At 75.7% G+C, this 11769-nt stretch carries 10 protein-coding genes; 6 read left to right on the top strand and 4 right to left on the bottom strand.

Translation table 11 applies throughout. The features are described 5' to 3' along the window. The first annotated feature begins 42 nt into the window (after window positions 1-42). Window positions 43-813, top strand: a complete 771-nt coding sequence (locus ACMA1D_RS14965; RefSeq protein ID WP_414724455.1) for a helical backbone metal receptor — start codon at window positions 43-45, stop codon at window positions 811-813. Here the strand turns inward: ACMA1D_RS14965 and ACMA1D_RS14960 are convergent. Continuing rightward, a complete protein-coding gene (locus tag ACMA1D_RS14960; RefSeq protein ID WP_414724454.1) occupies window positions 728-2038 on the bottom strand; it encodes a TDT family transporter in 1311 nt (436 codons plus the stop codon). The two genes, ACMA1D_RS14965 and ACMA1D_RS14960, sit on opposite strands and share 86 nt — an antisense overlap. 70 nt (window positions 2039-2108) lie before the next feature. Here ACMA1D_RS14960 and ACMA1D_RS14955 point away from each other — a divergent pair, with 70 nt between their 5' ends. Continuing rightward, window positions 2109-3134, top strand: coding sequence for a LysR family transcriptional regulator (locus tag ACMA1D_RS14955; RefSeq protein ID WP_414724453.1), 1026 nt, complete (start codon window positions 2109-2111; stop codon window positions 3132-3134). A 181-nt stretch (window positions 3135-3315) separates the two neighbouring features. Here the strand turns inward: ACMA1D_RS14955 and ACMA1D_RS14950 are convergent, their stop codons facing one another. The 3 genes from ACMA1D_RS14950 to ACMA1D_RS14940 all read right to left on the bottom strand — a co-directional run bounded on the left by ACMA1D_RS14950 (window position 3316) and on the right by ACMA1D_RS14940 (window position 6679). Continuing rightward, window positions 3316-4044 (bottom strand): gamma-glutamyl-gamma-aminobutyrate hydrolase family protein, encoded by a 729-nt coding sequence (locus ACMA1D_RS14950; protein WP_414724452.1) that lies wholly within the window; start codon window positions 4042-4044, stop codon window positions 3316-3318. Window positions 4045-4057: 13 nt separating this feature from the next. Further along, window positions 4058-5581 (bottom strand): ethanolamine permease, encoded by a 1524-nt coding sequence (gene eat, locus ACMA1D_RS14945; protein ID WP_414724451.1) that lies wholly within the window; start codon window positions 5579-5581, stop codon window positions 4058-4060. 318 nt (window positions 5582-5899) lie between these two features. Continuing rightward, a complete protein-coding gene (locus ACMA1D_RS14940; RefSeq protein WP_414724450.1) occupies window positions 5900-6679 on the bottom strand; it encodes a FadR/GntR family transcriptional regulator in 780 nt (259 codons plus the stop codon). Between the two features lie 89 nt (window positions 6680-6768). Between ACMA1D_RS14940 and ACMA1D_RS14935 the strand changes: the two genes are divergently transcribed. The 4 genes from ACMA1D_RS14935 (at window position 6769) to ACMA1D_RS14920 (ending at window position 11759) form a co-directional block, all read left to right on the top strand. Then, on the top strand, window positions 6769-8136 hold the full coding sequence (locus ACMA1D_RS14935; protein ID WP_414724449.1) for a glutamine synthetase family protein: 1368 nt from the start codon (window positions 6769-6771) through the stop codon (window positions 8134-8136). A 149-nt stretch (window positions 8137-8285) separates the two neighbouring features. Further along, the gene (locus ACMA1D_RS14930) at window positions 8286-9668 is read left to right on the top strand and encodes an aldehyde dehydrogenase family protein (protein WP_414724448.1); all 1383 of its coding nucleotides are present in this window, start codon (window positions 8286-8288) and stop codon (window positions 9666-9668) included. A 121-nt stretch (window positions 9669-9789) separates the two neighbouring features. Then, window positions 9790-10545 (top strand): 3-oxoacyl-ACP reductase, encoded by a 756-nt coding sequence (locus ACMA1D_RS14925; protein WP_414724533.1) that lies wholly within the window; start codon window positions 9790-9792, stop codon window positions 10543-10545. A 107-nt stretch (window positions 10546-10652) separates the two neighbouring features. Beyond that, on the top strand, window positions 10653-11759 hold the full coding sequence (locus ACMA1D_RS14920) for a DUF2510 domain-containing protein (protein ID WP_414724447.1): 1107 nt from the start codon (window positions 10653-10655) through the stop codon (window positions 11757-11759). Window positions 11760-11769: the final 10 nt, after the last annotated feature.

Genomic DNA, 11769 nt, shown 5'->3' with positions numbered 1-11769 from the left:
CCCGGAACCCGCCGGGCCACGGCGGCGCCTTACGGTGGGGGCATGATCCGACCCCAACCCGGCACCGCCGCACGCGCCGCCGCGCGCCGCGTGGTCTCGCTGGTGCCCTCGCTCACCGAAGCGGTGGCCGCCACCGCGCCCGGGCTGCTGGTCGGCGCCACCGACTGGTGCAGCCACCCGGCGGAGCTGGCCGCGGAACGCATCGGCGGCACCAAGAACCCGGACGTGGAGCGCATCGTGGCGCTCGCCCCCGAATTGGTGATCGCCAACGAGGAGGAGAACCGCGAACCCGACCTGGCCGCGCTGCGCGCCGCCGGCATTGACGTCTGGGTCACCGAGATCCGCGACCTCGACCAGGCGTTCCACGAACTGCGCCGGCTGCTGGTGAACGGCCTCGGGCTGCCGCGGCCCACCTGGTTGGACGCGGCCGAGCGGGCCTGGCGCGCGCCGGGCCTGGCGGCAGGACCCGGCGGCCGGGAGCGCACCGCGGTGGTGCCGGTGTGGCGCCGGCCCTGGATGGTGCTGGGCCGCGATACCTTCGCCGGCGACGTGCTGGCCCGCCTCGGCGTCCGCAACCGCTACGCCGACCACGCCGAGCGCTACCCGCGCATCCCGCTGGCGGAGCTGCGGGCCAGCGGCGCCGATCTGGTGGTGCTGCCCGACGAGCCGTACCGCTTCACCGCCGACGACGGTCCCGAGGCGTTCCCCGGGCTGCCCGCCGCACTGCTCAGCGGACGCCACCTGACCTGGTACGGGCCGTCGCTGGCGAGCGCCCCTGACGTGCTGGGTCGGGCGCTGGCGCAGGCCCGCTGAGCCGGCCGGGGCGCGGCCCGTCCGCGGCGCCGGACACCGGCTCGGGCGCCCGCCCCGGGCGTGTTGCCTGCGTTGCTGCTGGCGTGGATGCCGCTGCTGGTGGTGCTGGCCGCGCCGCGCCGCCGCCGGGTAGCAGCGTGCCGCGGGCCAGCCCGGCCACCGTGCGGGCGCCCGCCACCGCCCACGCCAGGACCAGCAGCGCGTAGAGTCCGAAGGCCAGCCAGCGCAGCGGGGCCAGCTCGGTCTGGCGGGCCAGGCCGGCCGCGCCGGTGACGCAGGTGCCCACCGGGAAGGTGAACGCCCACCACGTCATCGCGTACGGCATGCCGCGCCGCGCGGCCCGCACCACCAGCGCCCCGGCGAGCACCAGCCACCACAGCGCGAAGCCGAGCGCCGGCACCCCGTACAGCAGCGCGCCGGCGGTCACCGCGCCCGGGTACGGGGCGGGCAGCGTGCCGGGGGCCGCGGTGGCCAGGTTGGCCAGGGCGGTCGTGGACTGGCCGAGCGGGCCGAGCACCAGGAACAGCGTCGGCACCAGCGCCGGAGCCGGCGGCCCGTACCGCAGCAGCCCGGCCATCACCAGGGGCAGCAGCACGAGCGTCGCCAGCAGGCTCAGCCCGAACTGTGCGGAGCACACCAGCCACAGCGCCGCCCGCCACTGGCCGGCCGGCAGCTCGGGCACCAGGCCGGGGCCGACCGCGGCCGACACCATCGGGGCGACCACCGGCAGCAGCCACACCGGCGAGGCGTCGGCCGGCCCGATCCGGTGCCGGGTGATCAGCAGGTACGGGATGCCGGCGGCGGCCAGCAGCCCCACCGCGGTGCCCGCCACCCACAGCGCCCCGGCCACCGCGACGGCCGCCCCGGAGCCGAGCACGTCCCGGCCCACCGCGAGGGTGGCGCCGCCGACGGCGAGCAGTGCCATGGCGAGACAGCCGTAGAACGGGGCGACGGCGGGGTCCGCCAGATGGGCCCTGGCCTGGTCGGAGTGGTGCCTCCAGTGCCGGGCCCGGGCCGCCACGAGGGCCAGGAGCAGCAGCGCCGACAGCGCCCACACCGCCACGTACGCCACCCGCGCGCCCGGCACCCGGGCCGGCAGCCCGGCGCCGGCCGTGGCCACGATGGCGGTGCCCATCACGGTGGCGTACCAGTTCGGCCCGAGTGGGCGCACGCTGATGCGCGGGGTGCGCAGGGGGCGGGGAACGACGGGTGCGACGGTGACCATGCCCCCACGGTGCGCCGCCCGCACCCCGCCGACCAGGGACGTCCTCGCTATGGGGACATAGGCTGGTCTTATGAGCACGGGAGCGGTGGGCGCGGGACGGGGGCGGGGCGGCGACCGGCGTGCCGGGCGTACGGTGGCCGCGGCGCCGGAGCCGCCCGGGCCCGCCGAGGGGCCGCGGGCCTCGCTGGCCCACCGGGTGCCCGACCTCGGCGCGCTGGAACTGCTGCTGGCCGTCGCCCGGCTGGGCAGCCTGGGGCGGGCCGCCCGGGAGCTCGGCATCAGCCAGCCCGCGGCGAGTGGCCGGATCAGGTCCATGGAGCGGCAGTTGGGCGTCGCGCTGGTGGAGCGCTCGCCGCGCGGCTCGCGGCTGACCGATGCCGGAACGCTGGTGACCGAGTGGGCGCGGCGGGTCGTGGAGGCGGCCGAGGCGTTCGACGCGGGCGCGCTCGCGCTGCGCGACCGCCGGGACTCGCGGCTGCGCGTCGCCGCGAGCATGACCATCGCCGAGTACCTGTTGCCGGGCTGGCTGATCGCACTGCGGGCGAGCCGGCCGGGCACCGCGGTCTCGCTGTTCGCCGGCAACTCGACGGAGGTGGCGCGGCGGCTGCGGGACGGCGAGGCCGACCTGGGCTTCGTGGAGGGGGTGGCGGCGCCGCCCGGTCTCGACGGCGCGGTCATCGGCCGCGACCGGCTGGTGGTGGTGACGGCGCCCGAGCACCGGTGGGCGCGCCGGCGCGGCCCGGTGCCGGCGGCCGAGCTCGCGGCGGCCCCGCTGATCCTGCGCGAGCACGGCTCGGGCACCCGGCAGGTGTTGGACGCGGCCCTGCACCCGCACGGCGGCCTGGCCGAGCCGCTGCTCGAACTGGCCTCCACCACCGCGGTGAAGTCCGCGGCGGTCAGCGGCGCAGGCCCGGCCGTACTGAGCGAACTCGCCGTCGGTGACGAGCTGTCGGCGCGGCGGCTGGTCGAGGTCGCGGTGGACGGCGCCGACCTGCGGCGCGAACTCCGCGCGGTCTGGCCCGTCGGCGCCCGCCCCGCAGGACCGGCCCGCGACCTGCTGGGCCTGACCCGGCGCGGGAGCGGCGCGGCGGCGTGAGGGGCCGGCCCCTTGGCCGGGGGCCGGGCCCGGGGCTGGGCTGGGCTGCGGCGAGGGCAGCGCGTACCGAGCGCACCGGGTGCTCGCGTCCGGCACGGCCAGCGCCACCTCTGCGATCCGCGTGAACCACACAACTGCCGCGACCGCTCGGGTTGTTGGGACTGCCGGGGCCGGCGGGACCTTACGAGCCGGCCGGCGCCTCCCGCCCGGCCGCCGCCGTCACCAAGGCGCGCATCAGCCGGGTGTCGTCGGCCGCCTCCGGATGCCACTGGACGGCCAACGCGAACGGGCCGGGCGCGGTGAACTCCAGCGCCTCCACCGTGCCGTCGGCCGCGTGGGCCGATGCGGTCAGACCCGTGCCGATGCGGTCCACGGCCTGGTGGTGGTAGGTCGGCACGGACAGCGGCGCCGGCAGCACGCGGGCGGTGTGCGTGCCGGGCACGGGGGTGACCCGGTGCCGGGCGAAGGTGCCGGGCGGGCCGCCGTGGCCGCCGTGGCCCACCGCTTCGGGCAGGTGCTGGAGCAGGGTGCCGCCGCGCGCCACGTTCAGCAACTGCATCCCCCGACAGATCCCGAGCAGCGCCAGGCCGGCGTCCGACGCGGCGTCGATCAGGGCCAGTTCCCAGGCGTCCCTGGCGTGGGCCGGCGGCCCCGTCTGCGGGTGCGGCGCGGCTCCGTACCGCGCCGGGTCCACGTCCGGGCCGCCCGCGATGACCAGGCCGTCGATACGGGCGACGGCCTGCCGGGCGGCGTCTGGCGCCGGGTCCGGCGGCAGCAGCACGGCCAGGCCGCCCGCCCGCTGCACCAGTTGGTGGTAGCCGACCGGCAGCAGCGCGGCCGGCAGCCGCCACTCGCGCCACTGCGCGGCGTCCTCCAGATAGGTGCTGATGCCGATGACCGGCTTGGCCATGGACGCCTCCAGATCAGTCGCGGGTCAACTCGGCCTCCGCCGCCGCGAGGGCAGCGAACTCCTCCTCGGGCGCGGACGCCACCAGCCGGTGTCTGCTGTAGCAGGCGAAGTAGGCCAGCGCCACGCAGTACACGCCGAGGGCGATCGCCGCCGCAACCCGGTCCACCAGGAACGTCGCCACCAGCGCCGAACAGGCGAGCAGCAGCGCCAGCGCGGAGGTCAGCACCCCGCCGGGGGTGCGGTACGGGCGGTGCAGATGGGGTTCGCGGCGCCGCAGCACCAGGTGCGAGAGGGCCATCAGCGCGTACGAGATGGTCGCGCCGAACACCGCCACGTTGAGCATCCGCGCCCCGTCGCCGCTCGCCGCCGCCAGCGTGAAGCCGAGCGCCCCGGGGACCAGCAGCCCCAGGTAGGGCGCCTTGCGATGGTTGGTCAGGGACAGCGCGCGGGGCAGGTAGCCGGCCCGGGAGAGGGCGAAGAGCTGCCGGGAGCCGGCGTAGATGAGCGAGAAGAAGGAGGCGACGAGGCCCGCCAGGCCCGCGTAGTTGACGATCCTGCTGGCCGTGGTGGGCTCGCCGTCCGGTTGGAGCGCCTGTACCAGCGGGTCGCCGACGTCGGTGATGGGGCCGGCGCCGCGGGCACCGGTCGCGGTGACGAAGGTGACCAGCGCGAGGAGCAGCAGGATGCCCAGCGAGAGGGCCATCGCCCGGGGCAGCACCCTGGCCGGGTCCCGGGTCTCCTCGGCCGCCAGCGGCACGCCCTCCACGCCGAGGAAGAACCACATGCCGAACGGGAAGGCGGCCCAGATGCCGAGGACGCCGAAGGGCAGCCAGGAACTGGCGCCGAAGGCGTCGTGGTCGGCCGGGATGTCGTGCAGCGCGTCGGCGGAGAACTCGGTGGCCGCCGCGCACGCGAAGACGATCAGCGCGGCCACCGCGATGGCGGTCACCACCAGGCTGAACCGCAGGGCTTCGCCCACGCCCCACAGGTGGATGCCGGTGAACAGCACGAAGCAGGCCAGGTAGACCGGCCAGCCCGTCTCCAGTCCGAACAGGCCGAGGGATTCCACGTAGTCGCCGATGAACAGCGAGATCGCGGCCGGCGCCAGCACGTACTCGATGAGGATCGCGGTGCCGGTCAGGAACCCGCCCCAGGTGCCGAGGGCGCGCCGGGCGAAGCCGTAGCCGCCGCCGGCCGTGGGCAGCACGGCCGCCAACTCGGCCAGCGAGAAGACCAGGCAGGTGTACATCAGTCCCATCAGCGCGGCGGCGACGGCCAGGCCGCCGAAGCCGCCTTCGGCGAGCCCCGCGTTCCAGCCGGAGAAGTCACCGGAGACGACGTAGGCGACGCCGAGCCCGGTGAGCAGGACCGGGCCCGCGGTGCCGCGGCGCAGGGTGCGGCGCTCCAGGTAGCGCTGGTCGTCGGTGGTCTCGCCGACGGTCCCGCTGGTGGCCGGTCCTCGTGGCGGGGGCTCGCCCCGGTCCCGCCCGGGTTCGTCGCCCGCCGGGGTACGGGTCAGTTCGGGTCCGTCGGTCATGGGCGCTCCCGCCTGCCGAAGGGGAAGGACGAAGGATCGAGCGGTTCAACCGGGGCCGGCCGGGCCGGCGATGAGCTGCGGGGGTCGGCCGGGGCCGGCCCGGAACCGGGCGACCGGGCGTCGCGGCCCGGGGGTGCTCAGGTGCGGTGCTCAGGTGCGGTGCTCAGATGCGGTGCACGGGGGTGGGGGTGCGGACGCGCGGTTGTAGGACGGGGTGGGGGAGTGGCGCGCTGGCGGGTGGTGAAAGGTGCGGTGGCATACCTTTGTCGCTCGGCCCGGGACCGCGCAAGCCCCCGGCGGGCGTCGAACATCCGCCCGCTAGGCCAGGAACCCGCGCACCAGCGCCGCCGTGCCCGCGCAGTGCTCCCGCATCACCGCACGGGCGCGGTCCGCCTCGCCGGCGAGCACCGCATCGACGAGCGCCGCGTGCTGGGCCTGCGAGTGCTCCAGGTTGCGCACCAACAGCGGGACGCGGTCCAGGAGTTCGTTCATCCGGGCGCGGGCCGCCGCGTACTGCTCGGCCAGCGAGCGGGAGCCGGCGAGGCGGGCCAGCGTGAGGTGGAAGAGCGTGTCCTGGCGGCGGTAGTCGGTGGGCGCGGCGTCGCGGGTGGCGTCCAGCGCCGCGCGCACCTGTGCGGCGTGCTCCGGGCCGAGATCGGCCTCGGCGCACAGCCCGGCCGCGCCGACGTCCAGCACCTCGCGGAAGCGCAGCGCGTCTTCCAGGTCAGCCAGATCAGCCAGGTCAGCCACCGCCACCCGGCGCCGCACCTCCCGCCGCGCGCCGGCCGTCGGCCCGGCCGCCGGTCTGGCCCGTACGAACGTGCCCCCGTACCGGCCGCGCCTGCTCTCCACCAGGCCCTGGTCCTTCAGGACCTTCAGGACCTCGCGCAGCGTGACCCGGCTGATCCGTAGCAGATCGGCCAACTCCCGCTCCGCCGGCAGCCGTTGGCCGGGCGGGAACAGGCCGAGCCGCACCACCTGGAGTATCTGTTCCAGCGCCTCTTCGAAGCCGTTGCCGGCCCGTACCGGCCGCAGCACGTCGGCGAACTGGGCCGACCGCGCGAGCCCGGGCCGCCGGGCGCCCCCGTCGGTGTCCATCGGCCCCACCCCCCGTCGCGGCTCCTTCCCAACCAATGGTCCGCCGGCCTACCTTAAGACTTCCAGTCAGACCGACAGGAGGCCCGTCCGTGGCAGAACGCACGCCCCCGCTGCCGGTCGAGGAATTACGCGCCCTGGTCGCCGCCGGCGAGATCGACACCGTCGTGCTGGCCTTCACCGACATGCAGGGCCGGCTCCAGGGCAAGCGGTTCGCCGCCCCGTTCTTCCTCGATCAGGTCCTCGAACACGGCGCGGAGGGCTGCGCCTATCTGCTCGCCGTCGACGTGGAGATGAACACCGTCGGCGGGTACGCCATGTCCTCCTGGGACAACGGCTACGGCGACTTCGCGCTGCACGGCGACCCGAGCACGCTCCGCCGCATCCCCTGGCAGCCCGGCACCGCCCTGCTCACCGCCGATCTGAGCTGGCACGACGGCAGCCCGGTGGTGGCCTCGCCGCGCCAGGTGCTGCGCGGCCAACTCGACCGGCTCGCCGCCCGCGGCTGGCGCGCCCACGTCGGCACCGAGCTGGAGTTCATGGTCTTCCGGGACAGCTACGAGCACGCCTGGGACGTCGGCTACCGCGGGCTGACCCCGGCCAACCAGTACAACGCGGACTACTCCGTACTCGGCACCGCCCGCATCGAACCGCTGCTGCGCCGCATCCGCACCGAGATGGCCGGCGCCGGCCTCACCGTCGAGTCGGCCAAGGGCGAATGCAACCTCGGCCAGCACGAGATCGCCTTCCGCTACGACGAGGCGCTCACCACCTGCGACCAGCACGCCCTCTACAAGACCGGCGCCAAGGAGATCGCCGCCCAACAGGGCAGCGCCCTCACCTTCATGGCCAAGTACGACGAGCGCGAGGGCAACTCCTGCCACATCCACCTCTCGCTGCGCGACGCAGCCGGCCGGCCCGTGTTCGCCGACGACACGGACCCGTACGGCATGTCGCGCACCATGCGGCACTTCCTGGCCGGCCAACTCGCCGCGCTCGCCGAGTTCACCCTGCTGTACGCGCCGAACATCAACTCCTACAAGCGGTTCCGCCCGGGCTCCTTCGCGCCCACCGCCGTCGCCTGGGGACCGGACAACCGCTCCTGCGCGCTGCGCGTGGTCGGGCGCGGGCTCGGACACCGGCTGGAGAACCGGCTGCCGGGCGGCGACGTCAACCCCTACCTCGCCGTCGCCGGCATGGTCGCCGCCGGTCTGCACGGCATCGACGAGCAACTCGAACTCCCCGAACCGTGCACCGGCAACGCGTACGCCAGCGACGCCGAGCGGGTGCCGGCGACGCTGCGCGAGGCCGCCGACCGCTGGGCCACCAGCGCCCTGGCCCGCGCCGCCTTCGGGGACGAGGTGGTGCAGCACTACCTGCGGATGGCCCACGTCGAACAGGAGGCGTACGACACCGCAGTCACCGACTGGGAGCGCTACCGCTCCTTCGAACGCATGTGATGCATGTGAGGCGTGCGCGGTGGGGGCGGGACGGGGCGCGGTGTGAGCTGGGCGATGCGTGAAGTGCCGGGCGCGCCGCTCGTGCCCCGCCACCCACACCCGCCGCCAGGCCCCGCCCCCGACACACCACCCACCTGAGGAGCCCACCCGTGCCCCAGCCCGCGCCCCCGACCGAGCACCAGGTGCTCAATCCGGCCACCGAGGAGGTCATCGCCACCGTCGCGGCCAGCACTGCGGAGGACGCCGACCTGGCCGTCGCCCGGGCCGCCGCGGCCCAGCGGGAGTGGGCCGGCCGCGCCCCCGCCGACCGGGCCCGGGCGCTGCGGGCCTTCGCCGCCGTCGTCGACCAGCACGTCGAGGAGCTGGCCGGGATCGAGGTGCGCGAGGCCGGGCACCCGATCGGCAACGCGCGGTGGGAGGCCGGCAACGCCCGTGACCTGCTGGAGTACGCGGCCGGCGGCGTCGAGCGGCTGACCGGCAGTCAGATCCCGGTCGCCGGCGGCATCGACGTGACCTTCGCCGAACCGCTCGGCGTGGTGGCCGTCATCGCCCCGTGGAACTTCCCGCTGCCGATCGCCGCCTGGGGCCTGGCCCCCGCCCTCGCCGCCGGCAACGCCGTCCTCCTCAAACCCGCCGAGACCACCCCGCTCAGCGCGCTCAGACTGGCCGAACTGGGGCTCGAAGCGGGGCTGCCGCCCGGCCTGTTCCAGGTGCTGCCGGGCGCGGGCCCCGTGGTGGGCACGGCCCTGGTGGACCACCCGGGCGTCGCCAAGGTGGTCTTCACCGGCTCCACCCGGGTCGGCCAGCAGATCATGGCCCGCTGCGCCGCGCAGGTGAAGCGGGTCACGCTCGAACTCGGCGGCAAGAGCCCCAACATCGTCTTCGCCGACGCCGACATCGAGGCCGCTGCCGCCAGCGCCCCCGCCGCCTTCCTGGACAACGCGGGCCAGGACTGCTGCGCCCGTACCCGCATCCTGGTCCAGCGCCCCGTCTACGACCGCTTCCTCACCCTGCTCGAACCGGCCGTGCACGCCTTCACGGTGGGCGACCCGGCCGACCCCGCGACCGCCATGGGCCCGCTGATCTCCGCGGCCCAGCGCGAGCGCGTACGGTCCTACGCCCCCGAGGACGCGCCCGCCGCCATCCGCGGCACGGCCCCCACCGGCAAGGGCTTCTGGTACCCGGCGACCGTCCTGGAGGCGGCCCCGGACAGCCCGGTCGCCACCGAAGAGGTCTTCGGGCCGGTCGCCGTGGTGCTGCCGTTCAGCGACGAGGCGGAGGCGGTACGGCTCGCCAACGCCACCGACTACGGCCTCGCCGGCTCGGTGTGGACCCGTGACGTGGGCCGCGCGGTCCGCGTCGCCCGTTCCGTCGCCGCCGGCAACCTCTCCGTCAACTCGCACAGCAGCGTCCGCTACGCGACCCCCTTCGGTGGCTTCAAGCGCTCCGGATTCGGCCGCGAACTCGGCCCCGCGGTGCTCGAAGCCTTCACCGAGACCAAGAACGTCTTCATCGCCACCGAGGAGCACTGACGTGACGGAACGCCCCGGCCAGACCGGTTCAACGAGCCCGACCACCGCCTCCACGCCCGCGCCCGCGGCATCGTCCGCCCCCTCCTCCGCCGCCGCGCCGGGCGCCGCCGGCTGTCGGCGGCTGGTGGACCGTACGGCCGTGATCACCGGCGCCGGCAGCGGCATCGGCCGCGCCACCGCCCGCCGGCTGGCCTCCGAGGGCGCCCGCGTGGTCTGCGCCGACATCGACGAGGCGACCGGCAGGGCCGCGGCCGACGAGGTCGGCGGGGTGTTCGTCCGGGTGGACGTGACCGACGAGGAACAGGTGCAGGCCGCCTTCAAGGCCGCGTACGACGCCTACGGCTCGGTCGACATCGCCTTCAACAACGCGGGCATCTCACCGCCCGACGACGACTCCATCCTCACCACCGGACTGGCCGCCTGGCAGCGCGTCCAGGAGGTCAACCTCACCTCCGTCTACCTGTGCTGCAAGGCGGTGCTGCCGTACATGCAGCGCCAGGGCAAGGGCTCCATCATCAACACCGCCTCCTTCGTGGCCGTCATGGGCGCGGCCACCTCGCAGATCAGCTACACCGCGTCCAAGGGCGGCGTGCTGGCGATGTCCCGCGAACTCGGCGTGCAGTTCGCCCGGGAGGGCATCCGGGTCAACGCGCTCTGCCCGGGCCCGGTGAACACGCCCCTGCTGAAGGAGCTGTTCGCCAAGGACCCGGAGCGGGCCGCCCGCCGGCTGGTGCACGTACCGGTGGGCCGGTTCGCCGAGCCCGAGGAGATCGCCGCCGCCGTCGCCTTCCTCGCCAGTGACGACGCCTCCTTCGTCAACGCGGCCGAATTCCTCGTGGACGGCGGCATCGCCGGGGCCTACGTCACCCCGCTCTAGCCCGTGCCACCGCGGCCCGGCCGGCACCCCAGCCGTCCGGGCCGGCAGGGAAGTTGGCCCGGGGGCGTACGCGCCGCGGGGCCTGGCCATAGGGTGACGGGGTGAGCATGACGACACCTCCCGGCTGGTATCCAGACCCCGACCACCAGGGCCCGGGGCCCGCCCCCGAGCGCTGGTGGGACGGGAGGGCCTGGACCGAAAGCCGGCGCGCCGCGCCCTCGGTGCACGACGCGCAGACCATGCTGGCCACGCCGCTCGGCGCCCCGCCGGCCGGCCCTCCGCCGGCCGCCCCCGCGCCGCAGGCGCCACCCGGCGTGGCCCCGTACGGCTATCCGCAGGCCCAGCCGCCCGGCTATCCGCCGGCGGCCGGCGCGCCCTACGGCCAGCCGGGACCGCTGGGCGCCGGCCACCCCGGGGGCCCGGGCGGGCCGCCCCCGGGGCGCGGTCGGCGGAACGCGGTGGTCGCCGTCGTGGGCGCGATCGTCGTCGCCGCCATCGTCGCCGGCGTGGTGGTCCTCCAGGACGACGGCGACGGCGACGGGGACCAGGCGGGTCCGACCCCCACGCTCGACGTGCCGAAGGGCAGCGGCGGCGGCAGCGGCGACACGGGCGGCGATCCGACGCCCAGCACGCCCCCGTCCGGCGACCCGGACGACACCGTCCAGCGGACCGTCGACGCGGCGAACGCCATCAGCGTGCCGGTGCTCGACGGCTGGACGGCCAACCCGCCGAACGCGAACGGCATCGGCATCACCACCACGCGCTACGACTGCCCCCGCGCGGCCTCGATCAAGTGCGTGCGCGGCGGCGTGTTCTCCTTCGGCGTCACAGGCCGGGGCTACACGGCCACCACCGCCGAGGGCGTCGCCCGCGAGGACATCGCCCGCAACGCCGAGGAGTCCTACGGCACCGGCCAGCAGGGCGCGCAGAACCCGTACGGCGGGCTCGACGGCCACCAGGAGGCCAAGGCGGAGCCGGTGACCGTCGCCGGCCAGGCCGGCTACCTGGTGCGCTGGAAGGTGGACACCAAGTCGGGCCTGGACGCCCACGTGCAGTCGCTGGTCTTCCCCAAGCCGGGCCAGGGCGCGGGCGGCAGCGAACTGGTCGTCGTGCGGTTCGGCTTCGACGTGAACCCCGCGGCGCCGTCGCTGGCCGACATGGACGTCATCACCAGCGGCATCGAGCCGGCGGCCGGGGACGGCGAGGGCGTCTGAGCCGGGCGCG

This window comes from Streptomyces sp. 796.1 (assembly GCF_047525675.1).
GTDB lineage: Bacteria > Actinomycetota > Actinomycetes > Streptomycetales > Streptomycetaceae > Streptomyces.
Note: the sequence above shows the minus strand (reverse complement) of the source record. Positions and strands in the feature narration are given on the sequence as shown.

What these genes read in the sequence shown, in the direction of transcription:
- ACMA1D_RS14955 (WP_414724453.1), top strand. Translation starts at nt 2,109, where the DNA reads ATGAGCACGGGAGCGGTGGGCGCGGGACGGGGGCGGGGCGGCGACCGG.
- ACMA1D_RS14940 (WP_414724450.1), bottom strand. Translation starts at nt 6,679, where the DNA reads ATGGACACCGACGGGGGCGCCCGGCGGCCCGGGCTCGCGCGGTCGGCC.
- eat (WP_414724451.1), bottom strand. Translation starts at nt 5,581, where the DNA reads ATGACCGACGGACCCGAACTGACCCGTACCCCGGCGGGCGACGAACCC.
- ACMA1D_RS14960 (WP_414724454.1), bottom strand. Translation starts at nt 2,038, where the DNA reads ATGGTCACCGTCGCACCCGTCGTTCCCCGCCCCCTGCGCACCCCGCGC.
- ACMA1D_RS14950 (WP_414724452.1), bottom strand. Translation starts at nt 4,044, where the DNA reads ATGGCCAAGCCGGTCATCGGCATCAGCACCTATCTGGAGGACGCCGCG.
- ACMA1D_RS14920 (WP_414724447.1), top strand. Translation starts at nt 10,653, where the DNA reads ATGACGACACCTCCCGGCTGGTATCCAGACCCCGACCACCAGGGCCCG.
- ACMA1D_RS14965 (WP_414724455.1), top strand. Translation starts at nt 43, where the DNA reads ATGATCCGACCCCAACCCGGCACCGCCGCACGCGCCGCCGCGCGCCGC.